Source organism: Devosia sp. YIM 151766 (genome assembly GCF_030285925.1).
GTDB lineage: Bacteria > Pseudomonadota > Alphaproteobacteria > Rhizobiales > Devosiaceae > Devosia.
Genome location: NZ_CP127251.1, coordinates 1,651,276 through 1,668,903, shown reverse-complemented (window position 1 = coordinate 1,668,903; position 17,628 = coordinate 1,651,276). Strand labels below are relative to the sequence as shown.

The 17,628-nt window shown below is 63.5% G+C and carries 13 protein-coding genes and 1 tRNA gene; 8 read left to right on the top strand and 6 right to left on the bottom strand.

The window, feature by feature from the left end:
* Positions 1 to 8: 8 nt before the first annotated feature.
* The gene (locus O9Z70_RS08110) at positions 9 to 365 is read right to left on the bottom strand and encodes a hypothetical protein (RefSeq protein WP_286018318.1); all 357 of its coding nucleotides are present in this window, start codon (positions 363 to 365) and stop codon (positions 9 to 11) included.
* 119 nt (positions 366 to 484) lie between these two features.
* Here O9Z70_RS08110 and mgtE point away from each other — a divergent pair, with 119 nt between their 5' ends.
* The 3 genes from mgtE (at position 485) to O9Z70_RS08095 (ending at position 3,318) form a co-directional block, all read left to right on the top strand.
* Positions 485 to 1,900 (top strand): magnesium transporter, encoded by a 1,416-nt coding sequence (mgtE, locus tag O9Z70_RS08105; protein WP_286018317.1) that lies wholly within the window; start codon positions 485 to 487, stop codon positions 1,898 to 1,900.
* 318 nt (positions 1,901 to 2,218) lie between these two features.
* A complete protein-coding gene (locus O9Z70_RS08100) occupies positions 2,219 to 2,896 on the top strand; it encodes a glutathione S-transferase family protein (protein WP_286018316.1) in 678 nt (225 codons plus the stop codon).
* Complete coding sequence (locus O9Z70_RS08095) at positions 2,893 to 3,318, top strand: DUF1489 family protein (RefSeq protein ID WP_286018315.1); 426 nt, start codon at positions 2,893 to 2,895, stop codon at positions 3,316 to 3,318. Before O9Z70_RS08100 ends, O9Z70_RS08095 begins: the two co-directional genes overlap by 4 nt.
* Positions 3,319 to 3,544: 226 nt before the next feature.
* Here the strand turns inward: O9Z70_RS08095 and uvrA are convergent, their stop codons facing one another.
* Positions 3,545 to 6,439 (bottom strand): excinuclease ABC subunit UvrA, encoded by a 2,895-nt coding sequence (uvrA, locus tag O9Z70_RS08090; protein ID WP_286018314.1) that lies wholly within the window; start codon positions 6,437 to 6,439, stop codon positions 3,545 to 3,547.
* 464 nt (positions 6,440 to 6,903) lie between these two features.
* Here uvrA and ssb point away from each other — a divergent pair, with 464 nt between their 5' ends.
* From ssb to prfB, 4 genes are all read left to right on the top strand, one after another.
* Positions 6,904 to 7,401: a single-stranded DNA-binding protein gene (gene ssb, locus O9Z70_RS08085; RefSeq protein ID WP_286018313.1), complete on the top strand. Its 498-nt coding sequence runs from the start codon at positions 6,904 to 6,906 to the stop codon at positions 7,399 to 7,401.
* A gap of 328 nt (positions 7,402 to 7,729) precedes the next feature.
* The gene (locus O9Z70_RS08080) at positions 7,730 to 9,472 is read left to right on the top strand and encodes an ABC transporter ATP-binding protein (RefSeq protein WP_286018312.1); all 1,743 of its coding nucleotides are present in this window, start codon (positions 7,730 to 7,732) and stop codon (positions 9,470 to 9,472) included.
* 75 nt (positions 9,473 to 9,547) lie between these two features.
* Positions 9,548 to 9,624, top strand: a tRNA-Arg gene (locus O9Z70_RS08075).
* Between the two features lie 72 nt (positions 9,625 to 9,696).
* Positions 9,697 to 10,822, top strand: a protein-coding gene (gene prfB, locus O9Z70_RS08070) for a peptide chain release factor 2 (RefSeq protein ID WP_286018311.1) whose coding sequence is annotated in 2 segments (ribosomal slippage) — positions 9,697 to 9,765 and positions 9,767 to 10,822 — 1,125 coding nt in all. Because the reading frame shifts where the segments join, the coding sequence is not laid out codon by codon here.
* A gap of 33 nt (positions 10,823 to 10,855) precedes the next feature.
* On the opposite strand, the gene O9Z70_RS08065 is transcribed toward prfB, so the two are convergent.
* The 3 genes from O9Z70_RS08065 to O9Z70_RS08055 all read right to left on the bottom strand — a co-directional run bounded on the left by O9Z70_RS08065 (position 10,856) and on the right by O9Z70_RS08055 (position 12,743).
* Complete coding sequence (locus O9Z70_RS08065) at positions 10,856 to 11,944, bottom strand: M23 family metallopeptidase (RefSeq protein WP_286018310.1); 1,089 nt, start codon at positions 11,942 to 11,944, stop codon at positions 10,856 to 10,858.
* Between the two features lie 121 nt (positions 11,945 to 12,065).
* Complete coding sequence (locus O9Z70_RS08060) at positions 12,066 to 12,545, bottom strand: peroxiredoxin (protein WP_286018309.1); 480 nt, start codon at positions 12,543 to 12,545, stop codon at positions 12,066 to 12,068.
* Positions 12,546 to 12,569: 24 nt separating this feature from the next.
* Positions 12,570 to 12,743: a hypothetical protein gene (locus tag O9Z70_RS08055; protein WP_286018308.1), complete on the bottom strand. Its 174-nt coding sequence runs from the start codon at positions 12,741 to 12,743 to the stop codon at positions 12,570 to 12,572.
* Between the two features lie 24 nt (positions 12,744 to 12,767).
* Between O9Z70_RS08055 and O9Z70_RS08050 the strand changes: the two genes are divergently transcribed.
* Positions 12,768 to 16,247: an AsmA-like C-terminal domain-containing protein gene (locus O9Z70_RS08050; protein WP_286018307.1), complete on the top strand. Its 3,480-nt coding sequence runs from the start codon at positions 12,768 to 12,770 to the stop codon at positions 16,245 to 16,247.
* A gap of 44 nt (positions 16,248 to 16,291) precedes the next feature.
* Here O9Z70_RS08050 and tyrS read toward each other — a convergent pair whose 3' ends face one another.
* Complete coding sequence (gene tyrS, locus O9Z70_RS08045) at positions 16,292 to 17,536, bottom strand: tyrosine--tRNA ligase (protein WP_286018306.1); 1,245 nt, start codon at positions 17,534 to 17,536, stop codon at positions 16,292 to 16,294.
* Between the last annotated feature and the right edge of the window lie 92 nt (positions 17,537 to 17,628).

The following is a 17,628-nucleotide window of genomic DNA, read 5'->3' as shown; positions in this document are numbered from 1 at the left end:
CAGGCCGGCTAGTCGCGTCCCTGTTTCAGCCGGTCCGGGGCCTTGAACTCCCAGGCGTCGTGCAGGCGCAGCGACAATTCCTCGTCATCGATGCGGTCGAGCCGGATCAGCATGGCGTCCTTGCCGATATAGGGCTCGGTCTCGAAATAGATGCCGGGCGAAATTTCCATCAGCAGAACTTTCTGATCCACGGGGCATTGCAGCACCGCTATATCGGCGTCGAGCATATGGACGAAAACATTGTCGGCGACAGCGAGCGCCGGCGCCCCATCGCTGGTGGATTGCGTCAGCCCGCGCAGGCCCCGGGCGCTGGCGAGCCCGTGCAGGCGGGTGAAGCCGGATTTCAGATTGGCATTGGCCGTCATTTGCGTGACATCTCCGCTTAGCGACGAAAAACCGGTGCCGCCACACTGGCGCAATGGCGGCCGATTGGCTACATGCTTGTCCCTGCCCCTGAAACAATCAGGACACGAAAGGGCTCCCGATGAGCGAAGAATTCGACATGGCGCCCGGCCTCGAAACCGGGATCGACACCGATGTCTTCCGCGATGCGGAGGGCCGGATCAGCCCGCTCTGGCTGGAGCGGCTGCGGGCCTTTATCGCGGCCGGCCGCAGCGAGGACGTGGCGCTGGTCACCGAGCCGCTGCACAGCGCCGATACCGGCGACGTGCTGGAACAGCTCGAAGCCGACGAGCGGCTGGCGCTGGTGCGCATGCTGGGCGAGCGCTTCGACTTCTCGGCCCTGACCGAGGTGGATGAGAGCATCCGCGTCGAGATTATGGATTCGCTGCCCAATGCCGCGATCGCCCGCGGCGTGGCCGAGCTCGACAATGACGATGCGGTCTATCTGCTCGAAGACCTGGAAAAGGAAGATCAGGACGAGATTCTCTCGGCCCTGCCGGCTTTCGAGCGGCTGGCGCTGAAGCGCAGCCTAGATTTTCCCGAGGATTCCGCCGGGCGGCGGATGCAGACCGATTTCATCGCCATTCCGCCCTTCTGGACGGTGGGGCAGACCATCGATTATCTGCGCGCCGAACAGGACCTGCCGGACGAATTCTACCAGATCTATGTGGTGGACGCGGCCTATAAGGTGCTGGGCACGCTGCCGCTGGACAAATTCCTGCGGGCCAGGCGCGTGACCAAGATCGACGCCATCATGCATACCGGCCAGGTGCTGGTGCGGGCCGAGGAAGACCAAGAAGAGGCGGCGCGCAGCTTCGAGCGCTACGACCTGGTGGAGGTCGGCGTCGTCGACGACAATGGCCGGCTGGTCGGGGTGCTGACCATCGACGATATCGTCGACGTGATCCACGAAGAGGCCGACGAGGACATCAAGCTGCTGGCCGGCGTCGGCGACGAGGACGTGTCCGACACCACGATCGACACGGTGCGGAGCCGGGCGCCCTGGCTGGGGATCAACCTGGTGGCGGCGGTGCTGGTGTCCTTCGTGATCGGGCTGTTCAACGCCACGATCGAGCAGATGGTGGCCCTGGCGGTGCTGATGCCCATCGCGGCGTCCATGGGGGGTAATGCCGGGGCGCAGACCATGACGGTGACCGTGCGGGCGCTGGCCATGCGCGAACTGGATGGCGGGCGCCTGAAGCGGCTCATTCGCCGCGAAATGGTCGTCGGCTTCGTCAACGGCGTCATCTTCGCCATTCTGCTCGGCCTCGTCACGGCGCTGCGCTACAGCAATGTCGAGCTGGGGGTGGTGATCGGCCTGGCCATGGTGATCAACATGATCGTGGCCGGCACGTTCGGAATTCTGGTGCCGTTGACGCTCGACCGGCTCAAGGCCGACCCGGCAATCGCCTCGGCGGTCTTCGTGACCACCATAACCGATGTGGTTGGTTTCTTTGCCTTTCTGGGCATTGCCGGCCTGTGGTTCGGGCTGTTTTGAGGCGAAAAAACGAACTGAATATGATTGTGGAGTGTTGCAGTTTGGTCGCTTGCATCCCATTTAGCGGGCGGTTAACGATTCACTACCGGCTCCTGGTGGGCCGGAGTGGACGACTGACAAGGAGCGATCTATGCGCAGTCAACCGAAGACCAATGTTCTGCGAACCGTGAGCTGGGCGCTGGTATGCCTCTTCTCGATGGGGCTGGTTTTCTCCGTAGTAGCTGGCGTCTAGAAAGGCGCTGGAGTTATTCACTCAGAAGATTACGGCAAGGGCGCCCGGCCACTGGGCGCCCTTCGTCTTGAAGGTGAGGATATTCGATGAAGCTCTTGATCGGAAATCGCAATTACTCGACCTGGTCGCTCCGTCCCTGGCTGGTGATGCGGCATTTCGAAATTCCGTTCGAGGATGAGGTCTTCCAGCTTTCCGGGCCGGACTGGCGCGAGAAGATCGCAGCGCGCTCGCCCACCGGCAAGGTGCCGGTCCTGATCGATGGCGATCTGGCGGTGCCCGAGACCATCGCCATCATCGAATATCTGGCGGAGCGTTTTCCCGACAAGGCGATCTGGCCGTCGGCCAGCCGGGATCGCGCATTGGCCCGGGCGGCGGCGGCGGAAATGCATGCCGGGTTTCCGGCGCTGCGCCAGCACGCGCCGATGAATTTGCGGGCATCGCATCCGGGCAAGGTCGATCTGGATTCGGTTCGGCGGGACCTGCACCGGGTCGAGGCGCTGTGGGGCGACCTGCTGGAGCGCTCGGGCGGGCCGTTTCTGTTTGGCGGGTTTTCGGCCGCCGACGCCATGTTCGCGCCGCTGGCGACGCGGCTGCGCACCTATGACCTGCCGGTCTCCGATCTGGCGGGGCGCTATGTCGAGGCGATCTATGCGCTGCCGGCCTTCCAGGACTGGCTGAGCTTGGCGCTGCACGAGCCCTGGATCGTGGACGATGACGAGATCGACGTGATCCAGGGCCGGATCGCGCCGGGGACGCTGGCATGATCCATATGGTGAAGCTGTGCGTCGGCGTGGCCAGCGTGGAGGAGCTGGAGAGCTATCGCGACGAGCGCGCCCATTGGTGGGATGCCGATTACGGCGAGGACGTGCATGTGCACCGCACCCGCATGATGCCCAAAAAGCGCGCGGAAATGGAGAATCTGTCCTCGATCTACTGGGTGATGTCGGGCACGATCAGTTGCCGGCAGCGTATCCTGCGGCTGGCGCCCTATACCAATGCCGAAGGCAAGCATTATTGCGACATCATCATGGCGCCGGACATTGTGCGCACGGTGCCCTATCCGAAGCGGCCCTTCCAGGGCTGGCGCTACCTGCGGCCCGAAGACGCGCCGCCGGATATGGACAGCAATGACAACGAGAACTCGGCGGAGCTGGCGGCGGAACTGGCGCGGATGGGGCTGATTTAGGGGCGAGCCGGCCCATAGGGCAAATGGCTCCGGCGGAGCCATTTTTTAGATGATAAAGCCAGGAGCGCTATGCGCGAATGGCGGTCATCGGAGGCGTTCCGAACGCGGAATTCCCTCTCCCCTTGCGGAAGAGGGGACGAAAGGGCCGCGCTGTTTCGATAGACCTCATCCTGAGGCCGACCATCTCGGGTCAGGCCCTCGGGACGATCCGGTGGGGGCTTCGACCCTATTCCGCCGCCCTGGTGCCGAAATGAGGCCGGCGTTCCATGATTTCCTTGAGGAAATGGCCGGTATGGGAGCGGGGATTGGCGGCGACCTCTTCGGGGGTGCCGATGGCGACGATCTCGCCGCCGCCATCGCCGCCTTCGGGGCCGAGGTCGACGATCCAGTCGGCGGTCTTGATGACTTCGAGATTATGCTCGATGACGATGACGGTATTGCCGCCATCGACCAGTTCGTGCAGCACTTCGAGGAGTTTGGCCACGTCGTGGAAATGCAGGCCCGTGGTCGGTTCGTCGAGCATGTAGAGCGTGCGCCCGGTGGCGCGCTTGCTCAATTCCTTGCTGAGCTTGACGCGCTGGGCCTCGCCGCCTGAAAGCGTGGTCGCGGGCTGGCCAACCTTGACATAGCCGAGACCGACGCGCTGAAGCGTCGCGAACTTGTCGCGGATGGTGGGGACGGCGGAGAAGAATTCGACGCCCTCGTCGATGGTCATGTCGAGCACGTCGGAGATCGACTTGCCCTTGAACTGCACTTCCAGCGTTTCGCGATTGTAGCGCTTGCCCTTGCAGACGTCGCAGGTGACGTAGACATCGGGCAGGAAGTGCATCTCGATCTTGAGGACGCCGTCGCCCTGGCATTTCTCGCAGCGGCCGCCCTTGACGTTGAAGGAGAAGCGGCCGGGGCCGTAGCCGCGGGTTTTCGCCTCCGGCAGGCCGGCGAACCATTCGCGCAGCGGGGTGAAGGCGCCGGTATAGGTGGCCGGATTCGAGCGTGGCGTACGGCCGATGGGCGATTGGTCGATATCGATGACCTTGTCGAGGAATTCGAGCCCGGTCAGTGCTTCATGGGGGGAGGGGACGACGCGGGCGCCGTTGAGACGCCGGGCGATGGCCCGGTACATGGTGTCGATCATCAGCGTCGACTTGCCGCCGCCGGACACGCCGGTAATGGCGACGAACAGGCCCAGCGGCACGTCGACCGAGACATTCTTGAGATTGTTGCCGGTGGCGCCCTGGATCGACAGGGCCTTGCCCTTCTTGCCTTCGCGGCGCTCGACCGGCAGGGGAATGCCCATGCGGCCGGACAGGTATTTGCCGGTCAGCGAATCCGGATGGTTGAGGATGTCCTGCGGCGTGCCCTGAGCGACGATATTGCCGCCATTGACGCCGGCGCCCGGGCCGATATCGAGGACGTAATCGGCGGTGAGGATCGCGTCTTCATCGTGTTCGACGACGATGACGGTATTGCCGAGATCGCGGAGGCGCTGCAGGGTTTCGAGCAGCCGGGCATTGTCGCGCTGATGCAGGCCGATAGAAGGTTCGTCGAGCACATAGAGCACGCCGGTCAGGCCGGAACCGATCTGGCTGGCAAGGCGGATGCGCTGGCTTTCGCCGCCCGACAGGGTGCCGGAATTGCGCGACAGGGAAAGATATTCGAGGCCCACATCGTTGAGGAAGTTCAGACGCTCGCGAATTTCCTTGAGGATGCGCTCGCCGATCTGGCTCTGGGTGGGCGACAGCTTGTCGGACAGCGCGACGAACCATTGCGAGGCATTGCGGATCGACATGTCGGTGACCTGGCCGACATGCAGGCCATCGATCTTGACGGCGAGGGATTCCGGCTTGAGGCGATAGCCGCCGCAGGCCATGCAGGGCTTGGCCGACATGTATTTTTCGATCTCTTCGCGCATGCCGGCGCTTTCGGTTTCCCGGTAGCGGCGCTCAAGGTTGCCGATGACGCCTTCGAAGGCTTTCGAGGTCTTGTACTGGCGCAGGCCATCGTCATAGACGAAATCGATCTTGGTCTTGTCGGTGCCGTAGAGCACGGCATGCTGGACGTCGAAGGGCAGCTCGTTCCAGGCGGTGCCGGTGGAGGCACCGAAATGCTTCACCACGGCTTGCAGCGTCTGCTGGTAATAGGGGGCGCTGGTCCTGGACCAGGGCAGGATGGCGCCGTCGCGCAGCGACAGGGTCGGGTCGGGGACGATCTGGTCCGGGTCGATCTTCTGCTCGGTGCCCAGGCCATCGCAGACGGGGCAGGCGCCGAAGGGATTGTTGAACGAGAACAGGCGCGGCTCGATTTCGGCAATGGTGAAGCCGGAGACCGGGCAGGCGAATTTTTCCGAGAAGGTGATCTGGCGGGCGGTGCCGTCCTCGTTCTTTTCATCGGCGAATTCGATCAGCGCGATGCCCTCGGCCAGCTTCAGGGCCGTTTCGAAACTCTCGGCCAGCCGGCCGGAAATGTCGGGGCCGACGACGAGGCGATCGACCACCACCTCGATGTCGTGCTTGTATTTCTTGTCGAGAGCGGGAGCGTCCTCGATCTCGTGATATTCGCCATCGATCTTGACCCGCTGGAAGCCCTGGCGCATCAGGCCGGCCAATTCCTTCTTGAACTCGCCCTTGCGGCCGCGGGCGATGGGGGCGAGCAGGTAAAGGCGCGTGCCTTCGGGCAGGTCGAGGGTGCGATCCACCATCTGGCTGACGGTCTGGCTTTCGATGGGCAGGCCGGTGGCGGGCGAATAGGGAATGCCGACCCGGGCATAGAGCAGGCGCAGATAGTCGTAGATTTCGGTGACGGTGCCGACGGTGGAGCGCGGATTGCGCGAAGTGGTCTTCTGCTCGATGGAAATGGCCGGCGACAGGCCCTCGATATGCTCGACATCGGGCTTCTGCATCATTTCCAGAAACTGGCGGGCATAGGCGGAGAGCGATTCCACATAGCGGCGCTGGCCTTCGGCATAGATGGTGTCGAAGGCGAGAGACGACTTGCCCGAGCCGGAAAGCCCCGTCATCACGATCAGGCTGTCGCGCGGCAGCTTGACGTCGATGCCCTTGAGATTGTGCTCGCGGGCACCGCGCACGATGATTTCGCGGTTCAGGCTCGGCTTGTCGGTCATTGTCGGTCCAGTTGGTGTCGCGCCGGCGGGAAGAGGCGGGCGAAGGCCAAGAAATAGGACTTCGCACCCTTGCCCGCAAGTCGGCATGCCAGATGCGTGACTTTGGTGAACGTAACCAGAACAAAGGGGATTCGGTCAAGCCGGGTCTAGGCGGACCTGCTGACAGGAGATGTCAGGAGAACGCCCGAGGGGGCGGGTTTGCGGCCGGCCCGGATCTGCTCATGGACATGGGCGGGATATTGACAATGGGCGCATTGAGAACATAAATAGAACAAACGGACTTTCCGCTGCCGACAGGCGGCGCGGAAAGGTTGTGGAAGGCGGCGAATTTACCGGTGCCGCCTGGCGGAAAGGTTTATAACGCGCCATGAGCGGGCAGGCGCGCCGGGCCTTTTCTGACCTGCAACAGATGGAAAAGCGCCCCGCGACCGGGCAGGCCGGGGCTGAATTGGAAGGAAAGCGCCATGGCTGGCAGCGTGAACAAGGTCATTCTGGTGGGCAATCTGGGCAATGACCCGGAAGTGCGGAGCCTGCCGAGCGGCGGCAAGGTGGTCAATCTCAGCGTGGCGACCTCCGAGCGCTGGCGCGACCGCAATAGCGGCGAACAGCGCGAAAAGACCGAATGGCACCGGGTGGTGATCTTCTCGGAAGGACTGGCGCGGGTTGCCGAGCAATATTTGAGGAAGGGCTCCAAGGTCTATCTTGAAGGCCAGTTGCAGACCCGCAAATGGCAGGACCAGTCGGGCCAGGACAAATATTCCACCGAAGTTGTGCTGCAGAACTTCAATTCCTCCATGGTGCTGCTCGATAGCCGTGGCGAGGGCGAGGGCGGCGGCTATCGCGGCAATGACGATGGCGGCTTCCGCGGCGTGCGCGACAATGCCGGCGGCGGCGCGCGGCGGCCCTCGGCCAATGCGCCGGCCTTCGAGCCGGGCGGCATGGACGACGATATCCCGTTCTGACGGGGTGAATATATTGGCAGCTTGCTGCGGCGACAGGTTCGGCGGTTCCTGCGCGCTCCCCCCTCCCTTGAGAGGGTGGCTATTGCATTTGTCTCGGTGTCACCCCCGCGACAGCGGGGGCCTCGGTTTTAACAGAGGTTCCCGCTGTCGCGGGAATGACGCGGTGGTAAAACGAGGTGTCCCAAAACTACCCTCGTCACCCTCGTCACCCTCGTCACCCTCGTACCGCTCGTCACCCTCGCGCCTGACGCGAGGGTTCTGCTCTTTTGCCGGAGCCGGGCGGATCGGCGGCATTGCCTTCCGCCCCGCCCGGGAGTAATCACGCCGCATGCTCAAACGCTTTTTCTCCTATTACGCGCCCTATAAGGGGCTGTTCGCCCTCGACTTCGGCAGTGCGATCGTGGCCGGCCTGCTGGAACTGGCCTTCCCGCTGGCAGTGGCCTATTTCATCGATACCCTGCTGCCGCAGAACGATTTCGGGCTCATCGTCCTCACCAGCATCGTGCTGCTGGTGATCTATTGCCTCACCGCAATTCTGCGCGGTGTCGTCAATTATTTCGGCCATATGCTCGGCATCCATATCGAAACCGACATGCGCCGGCAGGTCTTCGGCCATCTGCAAAAGCTGAGCTTCCGCTTCTTCGACAATCAGAAGACCGGGCATTTGATCACCCATGTCACCAAGGGGCTCGAAGACATTGGCGAAGTCGCCCACCACGGGCCGGAAGATCTGTTCCTGGCGGTGATGACCTTTCTCGGCGCCTTCGTGCTGATGTTTCTGACCAATTGGCAATTGGCGACGATCACCGTCGTCCTGGTGCCGGTAATGACCTGGCTGGTCAGCACCTATGGCGCGCGCATGAACAAGAATTGGCGCGAGCTCTATGGAAGGGTCGGGGATTTCAATACTCGGGTCGAGGATTCAATCGGCGGTGTGCGGGTGGTGAAGGCCTTTGCCAATGAGCATCACGAAGAACAGCTCTTCGCCGGCAATAACGACGCCTATCGCATCACCAAGCTGCGGGCCTATGCGCTGATGACGGCCAGCAATGTCGTCACTTTCCTGAGCACGCGGCTGGTGCAATTGGCGGTGATGCTGTTCGGCGCCTGGCTGGTGACGCTGGGCGAATTGTCCTATGGCGGCTTTGTCAGCTTCCTGCTGCTGGTCAACGTCTTCATGAAGCCGATCGATCAGATCACCACGGTGCTGGAAATGTATCCCAAGGGCATTGCCGGCTTCACGCGCTTCATCCAGCTGATCGATACGGCGCCGGACATTGCCGACAAGCCCGACGCCAAGGTGGTCGACCATCTGCGCGGCGATATCGTGTTCCGCGATGTGAGCTTTGCCTATGAGCCGGGCGGCCGCAAGGTCATCGACGGGCTGAATCTGTCGGTCTCGCCGGGTGAAACCGTGGCCATTGTCGGTCCTTCCGGGGCCGGCAAAACCACGCTATGCGCGCTGCTGCCGCGATTCTACGAGATCGATGGCGGCTCGATCACCATCGACGATGTCGATATCAGGGACATGACCCAGGCCAGCCTGCGCAGCCAGATCGGCATCGTGCAGCAGGATGTGTTCCTGTTTGGCGGGACGCTGCGTGACAACATCGCCTATGGACGCCTTGGCGCCAGCGATGAGGAGATTATGCATGCCGTCCGACAGGCCCGGCTGGAAAATGTCATCGAGCGCCTGCCGCACGGGCTCGACACCATGGTGGGCGAGCGCGGCGTGAAGCTGTCCGGCGGGCAGAAGCAGCGCGTCGCCATTGCCCGCATCTTCCTCAAGAACCCGCCGATCCTGGTGCTCGACGAGGCGACCTCGGCGCTGGATACGGCGACCGAGCTGGCCATCCAGCAATCGCTGGCCGAATTGTCCCGGGGCCGCACCACTCTGGTCATCGCCCACCGCCTGGCCACCATCCAGCATGCCGACCGCATCGTGGTGGTGGACGAGACCGGCATTGTCGAGCAGGGGCCGCATAACGACTTGCTGGCGCGCAAGGGCGCCTATGCCCATCTGCACGCCGCCCAGTTCGGCGGTCTGGCCCCACCGCGGGAAACGGCATGACGACGAAATTGCCCGCTGCCGGCAGCGAGCAATTGCTTGAAAATCCCGGCTCGCGCTGCTAGGTCGGCTCTGGCTGGTCCCGTAGCTCAGCAGGATAGAGCACAGGATTCCTAATCCTGGGGTCGTGAGTTCGAATCTCGCCGGGATCACCATCATTTCCATCGCCATCGGTTGATCCCCGCCAACGCGTCCGCTAAACGGTGCGCGACACGAAAGGAAGTTCAATGCGCGCGGAAATCGAAAAGACCGTCGCCGAAATCGAGCAGGTTCTGACCCTGCTGAGGAGGCATCTTTGACTGGGATACAGCTCAACTCCGTCTTGACGCGCTGAACGCGCAAACCGAATCTCCCGAATTCTGGAACGACCCGGAAAAGGCCCGCACCATTATGCGCGAGCGCGACGAGCTCGACGTGGCCGTCAAGACCGTGCGCGAACTGGAAACGGGCATCGGCGACAATGTCGAGCTCATCGAACTGGGCGAGGCCGAGGGCGATCAGGATGTCGTGCGCGAGGCCGAGAACGCGCTGGTCGAACTCAAGCAGATGGCGCGCCGCACCCAGATCGAAACCCTGCTTTCCGGCGAGGTCGACGGCAATGATTGCTACGTCGAAATCCATTCCGGCGCCGGCGGCACCGAGAGCCAGGACTGGGCCAATATCCTCTTACGCATGTATACCCGCTGGGCCGAACGCCGGAAAATGAAGGTCGAAGTGCTGGAAATGCACGACGGCGAAGAAGCCGGCATCAAGTCCGCGACCATTCAGGTCAAGGGCCACAATGCCTATGGCTGGATGAAGACCGAAAGCGGCGTGCACCGGCTGGTGCGCATCAGCCCCTACGATTCGGCCGCTCGCCGCCATACCAGCTTTTCCAGCGTCTGGGTCTATCCGGTGGTCGATGACAGCATCGACATCGACATCCGCGAAGCCGATCTCAAGGTCGACACCTATCGCTCCTCGGGCGCCGGCGGCCAGCACGTCAACACGACGGATTCGGCCATCCGCATCACCCATATACCCAGCGGCATCATCGTCGCCTGCCAGCAGGAGCGCAGCCAGCACAAGAACCGCGCCACGGCCATGAACATGCTCAAGGCGCGGCTCTATGAGCTGGAATTGCAGAAGCGCGAAGAGGCGGCCAATGCCCAGGCGGCCAGCAAGACCGATATCGGCTGGGGCCACCAGATCCGCTCCTACGTGTTGCAGCCCTACCAGATGGTCAAGGACCTGCGCACCGGCGTCGAAAGCGGCCAGCCTTCCTTGGTGCTGGATGGCGATCTCGACGAGTTCATGGAAGCGGCCCTGGCCCAGCGCGTCGGCGTCGCCACGGATGTGGCCGGGGACGATTGACGCCCCGGCCTTCCGCTACTCCCGGATGGACGGCTATAATATCGCCAGCAGCCGTTTGCCCGCGTCGAGAAACGGCTTGGGGTCGAGGGCATTGTCGCCGCGCCGCACCTCGAAATGCAGATGCGGGCCGGTGGAGCGCCCGGTCGAGCCCACTTTGGCGATGGGGGTGCCGGTGCTGACCTTCTGGCCGCGATGGGCCAATTGCGCGCTCAGATGGGCATAGCGGGTGAGCAGGCCATTGCCATGGCTCACCTCCACCACCTTGCCATAACCGGAGCGCTCGCCGACAAAGCTCACCACGCCATCGGCGGCGCTGAACACGCTGGTGCCGGTCGCGGCGGCGAAATCGAGGCCGGAATGAAAGGCCCGGCCGCCGGTAAACGGGTCCTTGCGGTTGCCGAAGCCCGAGCTCTGGCGGAAATTGCCGCTGATCGGCATATGCACCGGCGCCAGGGTCAGGCTGTCGCGCGCCGCCTTGTAGCGCAGCAGGGCATCCATCACCGCATTGGCATCGTCGATCAGCACCGTGCTTTCGACGCTCCCGGAAGCGGCGAGCAATGGGCCACCCATGCCGGCCAGGGCATCGTCCGGCATGTGCGGGCTGATGCCGAGCTTGCCCAGTTCGCCGACAATGCTGTCGGTGCGCTGCGTGGCCGCCACGGCAATGCCGGTCATGGCCTGCTGCGTTTCGTCCATCATGCGCGCCACATGCTGCGCCGTCGCTGCGATGTCGGGATTGCCATCGGCGGTGCTGACCGGCGCCAGCTCGTCCGGCGCGCTCATGGAAATGTCGAGATTGGCGAGGCCGAGCCGGTCGGCCTTGTCGACCAGCGCCCGCACCAATTGGTGCTGTTCGAGCAATACGTCCTGTTGCTGCGACAATTCCTGCAATTGCAGATTGATGTCGCCGGCCTGCGCATAGCTGCGCGAATGCAGCCGGTCGATTTCCACCCGCATCTGCGCCAGCCGGTCCTCATAGGCGGCCATCACCAGCTCGTTCTGCCCGCTCATCAACCGGGCTATGTCGGGAGCCATCAGCAGCGCCGTGCCGGTTATCGCATTGCCGCCCAGCAGCAGCGCGAACATCCCGTAGAACAGGGCGGGGCGTATCCCCTTGCGCATGGGCTGGGCGTCCCGACGGTCCCGGAACCCGAAACTGGCTGACTGACGCACCGAACACCCTCTCACGCACCAATATGGTTAGCGGATTATGGAACGGCTTGGTTAAGAAAGCTCAAAATGCTTAGCGTCCGGCCAGAACCTCGTCCAGCGCCGCCAGCATTTTCGCCGCATGCCCCTTGATCCGCGTGGCCCGGACAATTCTGGCGATCCGCCCCGCTTCATCGATGATGAAGCTGGTGCGCACCAGCCCCATGAATTCGCGTCCATAGAGCTTTTTCATCTGCCATAGCCCGAAGGCTTCGATGGTCCGGCGTTCCGGGTCGGCGCCGAGCGGCACCGATAGTCCATATTTGGCGCGGAATTTCCGGTGGCTCTCGATATCGTCGGGCGACACGCCCACCAGCATGGCGCCGCGCGCCGCGAAGTCCGGCGCCAGCGCGGAAAATTCCTGGTTTTCATCGATGCAGCCGCCCGAATCGTCCTGCGGATAAAAATACAGCACGGCCGGACGGCCCCTGAGCGAAACGGTGCTGACGCTGGTGCCATCGTCGCGCGGCAGGACGAAATCGGGTGCCGGATCGCCGGGCTTGAGATGGGTCATCGATGCGCTCCTTTTGCGTTTCCTTCATAGTGCTTTTTGTAAAAAGCGCCCGGGAAAATAAGAGGAACTGGGGAAATCGCGGCTTTTTGCCGACAAGCCGGTGGTAATCGCGGTTGAGACTGTCGGCGCCACATTCCAGCCGGTATCATCGAACAATGGACCGCCCTGTGCGGATGATTCTGTGCGGGCCAGATTCAATCTGCCCTCTTGGCATGGCGACAAGTGAGCGAAGCGACCATCTCGACAGACAAGACGGAATCGCCGCCCGCCCCCCCGCGGCGGACGCCCGCGCGGCGGGCTGCCAAGATCGCCGTCTGGCTGATCGGCATTCCCTGTGCGCTGCTGCTGCTGCTCTATGCCGTGCTGCTCGTCACCCCCATCCGCCTGCCGTTCACCGGACCGGCCATTCGCAGCCTGGTGCAATCCTTTCTGCCCGCGACCGCCGAACTTCACATGGGCGATCTGGCGCTGGCGCTGGAGCGGGGCATCTGGCCGGTTCTGCGTTTCGAGCCGGTCGAATATCGCGACCGCAAATCCGGCGCGCGCATGGCCATGGAGGCGCTGGAGATCGGCTTTTCGCCATCGCGGGCGCTGTTCGGGCAGCCCGGCACCACCGTCACCATCGTCGCCCCCCATATCCAGATCGTCCAGGATCTTTACGGACCGCGGCCCACCAGTTTCGAGATCACCCATGGCGCCGATGGCTCGCCGGCCACTTTGCGGGTGCTGGAAGGCGACGATACCTATCCCGCCGTGGATATTTCGACCTCGGGGATTGCCTTCCAGTCGGGCGCGCCGCCCATGCGTTCGGACAATGACTGGCTGATCTACAATCTCGAAGCCAGCGAGGTCGCCATTGCCGATCTGGTCGAGCAGACCGCACAGGGGCGGTTTTCTCGTCTCATGATCCGGGATGGCCGGGTCGAAATGGCCGATCCGCTTTATGGTCTCTATCGGCAATTCGACAATCTCTCGCTCGATATCGGCCCGGTGCCCCTCGAAGCCCGGGTCGAGGGCAGGTTCAGCGCCCTGATCGGCGGCCGCAATGTGGTGGGCAGCATCGAACGTTCCGTCGACGACGATGGCACCAAGCGCTTGCAGGCCGATGTCACCAATCTCGATTTTTCCGCCTTCCTGCCGTTCATCGACGACCGGGACAGCCTCGCCGCCATGCGCGGGGCCGGCGCCATCTCCATCGATGTCGCGTTCAGCGCCGACGAAGGCAAGCTGACCGGCGGCGATTTCAAGCTCGACCTGACCGGCATCGATTTGCGCCTGGCCGACGATTATTTCCCCGTCGCCAGTTCCATCCTCGATGTGTCCTGGCAGCCGGCCCAGGGCCGCTTCGTGCTGAGCGAGGGGGCGGTGCAGATCGGCCAGAGCAAGGCGCGGGTCGCCGGCACCTTCGCCATGGGGCTCGATCCCGATTTCGGCCCCACTATCGGCATTGCGCTCAAGGCGCGCGAGGTTTCCATCCATCCAAACGATATGGACGCCCCCGAAACGCCTCTGGACAGCGTCGAGTTTTCCGGCTGGTCGGCGCCGCTCTATGGCGCGGTGGGGGTGGATCGGCTGGTGGTGCGAAAAGGCGATGGCGTGGTGGAGGCCGCCGGGCGGCTCGATCTGCTGCAACAGGGCCTCGGCGTGAGCATGACGGTGGCGGGGCAGGGGGTCAGCGCCGACGATTCCAAGCGGCTCTGGCCCTATATAATGGGCGAGGAAAGCCGCGACTGGTTCGTGGCCAATGTCACGGCGGGGCGGGTGAAGAGCGGCCATATGACCTTCAATTTCCCGGTCGGCAGCATGAGTTTCGGGGGCGAGGCCAAGCCCATTCCCAAGGACAGCATGCAGATCGCGATCGTCGGGGAAGACGTCGCCGTCAAGCCGGTCCCCGCCATGCCGCCCATCGTCATTGCCGGGGACACGCGGCTGCGCGTCGATGACGAGACGCTTTCCGTCGCCGGCGGCGGCGGCACGATCGACACCGCTTCCGGCACCATTGCGGTGACCAATCCGGCTCTGGTGATGGACAATTCCGTCCCCGGCGAGAGCATTATCGAAATTTCCGGCGATCTGCGGTCGCCCATTCCGGCGCTGCTCGATCTGGCGCAGGAACAGCAGCCCGAGGCCCTGACCGGACTCGATCTGCCCGTCGACCTCGAAAGCCTCACCGGCGGCATCGATCTCAACCTGGTCGCCACCTTCGCGCTTGGCGACGAGGAAACCGGCAGGCCCCTGCACGTGGATTACGTCGCCAATGGCACGATCAGCGATTTTGCCAGCACCGAACCCATCCAGGAGCGGCGCATCGGCAATGGCCAATTGGCCTTTTCGGCGTCGCAGGTCGGCTATCAGCTCGGCGGCACTGCCGAGATCGATGGCCTGGCGGCGGAAATATCGGTCGCGGGCACGCCCGAGAGCGAGCCGGTCTTCCGCCTGGCTTCCACCATGGCCGTGGCCGATCTTGCCGCCTTCGGTTTCGACGCCGCGCAATTTCTCAGCGGCCAGGTGCGGTTCATGGCGCAGCCGCTGGCCGACGGCGCCCTGCAAATGTCGGTCGATCTCACGGAGGCGGGGCTGAATATCCGCGACCTCGGCATCGCCAAGGCCCGGGGCACTCCCGGCACCGTGAGCGCCATCGTCCGGCCCGACGGCGAGGTCACTCATCTCGACGACATCGCGCTGGCCTTCGGCGCCGTGCGTCTCAATGGCAGGCTCGATTATCATGCCACCGATGGCCTGGTATCCGCCGTCTTCGATACATTCGCTCTCAGCAGCGGCGACAGCGCCAGCGTCAGCCTGACGCCGATGGAAGGAGGCTATGCCGTTCGCATTCGCGGCCGGCAACTCGATCTCAAACCGGTCCTCGGCCGCTTTTTCAGCCTGGGCGAGGGCAGTGGCGGCCTGCAAAATACCCAGTTCAACGCCGCCATCGCGCTCGATGTCGAGCTCGACCGCGCCGTGGGCTATTATGCGACCACGGCCTTCAACGTCGATCTCGACCTGGTCCTGCGCGGCACCCAGCTCAGCCGCGCCGCGCTCTCGGCGCAATTCGGCGAGGGCAACGCCATTTCCATCACCACCAATCCGGCCCCCAATGGCCGCTCGCTGGTCATGGCCTTCAACGATGCCGGCACGGTGCTGCGCCTGCTGGGCATCTATTCGCAGCTCGCCGGCGGATCGGGCAGCCTGATCATGACCACCGACCGCAACCGGGACCAGGAAACCGGCCAGCTCATCCTGCGCGATTTCGCCATTGTCGATGAGGCCAATGTCATTCAGGTGCTCGGCAATCATTCCGATTCCCGCGCCGCCATCGCCGCCCGCAATCGCCTCGACTTCAAGGCGGGGCAGGTGGATTTCATCCGCCGCAGCGATCGCGTGGAAGTCACCGATGCCGTGCTCGCCGGCGATACGGTCGGCGGAACGCTGCGCGGCTTCATCTATACCGAAAGCCGCCAATACGATCTGACCGGCACCTATGTGCCGCTGTTCGGCCTCAACAATATCTTCAGCCAGATTCCGCTGTTCGGCCCGCTGCTGGGCGGACGCGGCGGCGAGGGGCTGGTCGGCGTCACCTTCGCGGTGCGCGGTCCGCTCAACCAGCCGCAATTCCTGGTCAATCCGCTGTCGCTGCTGGCGCCGGGTTTCCTGCGCGAATTGTTCGAATTCCGCTCGCGCGAATTGCCGCCGGGGCAATAAAAAAGGCGCCGCGAGCGACGCCTTTCATTTCGCTGTGGCCGAGCCTAGACCGGCCTGAGCAAGGCGTGGCGTTTCTTGCCCACCGAGAGCTTGACCACGCCTTCGGGCAATAAAGCGTTCTCGCCGAGGCTGAGCCGTTCATCCTCGACCACCGCGTCGTTGACCCGCACGGCGCCGGAAGAAACATGCCGCCGCGCTTCGCCATTGGAGCCGGCCAGCCCGGCCTTGACCAGGGCATTGAGCACCCCGATCCCGGCATTGAGCTCGGCATGGCTCACTTCGGCGGTGGGCAGCGACAGGTCCAGCGTCCCCGCCTCGAAGGTGGCGCGCGCCGTTTCCGCCGCCTCTTCCGCCGCCGCTCGGCCATGCACCAGCCCGGTGACTTCGGTGGCCAGCCGCTTCTTGGCCTCGTTGATGTCGCCGGCCGCCACCCGCTCGATCTCGTCGATCGGCAGGATGGTGAACAGCTTCATGAAGCGCAGCACGTCGGCGTCCTCGGTATTCCGCCAATATTGCCAGAAATCATAGACGCTCATCATGTCGGCGTTGAGCCACATGGCCCCGCCCAGCGACTTGCCCATCTTCTGGCCCGAGGCGGTGGTCAGCAGCGGCGAGGTCAGCGCGTAGAACTGCCTGCCCAGCATGCGGTGGCCGAGATCGATGCCGTTGACGATATTGCCCCATTGATCCGAGCCGCCCATCTGCAACACGCAATCGTAGCGCTTGTTCAGCTCGACGAAGTCGTAGGCCTGCAGGATCATGTAGTTGAATTCGAGGAAGCTCAGCGATTGCTCGCGGTCGAGGCGCTGCTTCACCGAGTCGAAGCTCAGCATGCGGTTGACCGAGAAATGCTGGCCCACATCGCGCAGGAACTCGACATAATTGAGCTCCAGCAGCCAATCGGCATTATTGGCCATGATGGCATTGCCGCCGGCTTCCTCGAAGGTGAGGAAATTGCCGAACTTGGCCTTAATGCCCTCGATATTGCTCCTGATACCCTCGACGCCGAGCAGCTTGCGCGCCTCGTCCTTGAAGCTGGGGTCGCCGATCATGCCGGTGCCGCCGCCCATCAGCGCGATCGGCCGATGGCCGGTCGCCTGCAGCCAGTGCAGCATCATGATCTGGGTGAGGTGCCCCACATGCAGGCTCGCTGCCGTCGGGTCATAGCCGATATAGGCGGTGATCCGGCCCTCGCTGGCCAGCCTGTCGAGTCCTTCCGGGTCGGAAATCTGGTGGATGAAGCCGCGCTCGTCCAGCGTGCGCAGGAAGTCGGATTTGAACTTGGTCATTTTGTGCGATCCAAAGGTCGTCCCCATCACAGGGTCATTCCCGCGAAAGCGGGAACCTCTGTTTGAAAGGACCACCGCTAGGGAAACGGAGG

Excerpts from the sequence above, each read along its gene's own strand:
- O9Z70_RS08110 (WP_286018318.1), bottom strand. The coding sequence starts at position 365 with ATGACGGCCAATGCCAATCTGAAATCCGGCTTCACCCGCCTGCACGGG.
- mgtE (WP_286018317.1), top strand. The coding sequence starts at position 485 with ATGAGCGAAGAATTCGACATGGCGCCCGGCCTCGAAACCGGGATCGAC.
- O9Z70_RS08100 (WP_286018316.1), top strand. The coding sequence starts at position 2,219 with ATGAAGCTCTTGATCGGAAATCGCAATTACTCGACCTGGTCGCTCCGT.
- O9Z70_RS08095 (WP_286018315.1), top strand. The coding sequence starts at position 2,893 with ATGATCCATATGGTGAAGCTGTGCGTCGGCGTGGCCAGCGTGGAGGAG.
- uvrA (WP_286018314.1), bottom strand. The coding sequence starts at position 6,439 with ATGACCGACAAGCCGAGCCTGAACCGCGAAATCATCGTGCGCGGTGCC.
- ssb (WP_286018313.1), top strand. The coding sequence starts at position 6,904 with ATGGCTGGCAGCGTGAACAAGGTCATTCTGGTGGGCAATCTGGGCAAT.
- O9Z70_RS08080 (WP_286018312.1), top strand. The coding sequence starts at position 7,730 with ATGCTCAAACGCTTTTTCTCCTATTACGCGCCCTATAAGGGGCTGTTC.
- O9Z70_RS08065 (WP_286018310.1), bottom strand. The coding sequence starts at position 11,944 with ATGCGCAAGGGGATACGCCCCGCCCTGTTCTACGGGATGTTCGCGCTG.
- O9Z70_RS08060 (WP_286018309.1), bottom strand. The coding sequence starts at position 12,545 with ATGACCCATCTCAAGCCCGGCGATCCGGCACCCGATTTCGTCCTGCCG.
- tyrS (WP_286018306.1), bottom strand. The coding sequence starts at position 17,536 with ATGACCAAGTTCAAATCCGACTTCCTGCGCACGCTGGACGAGCGCGGC.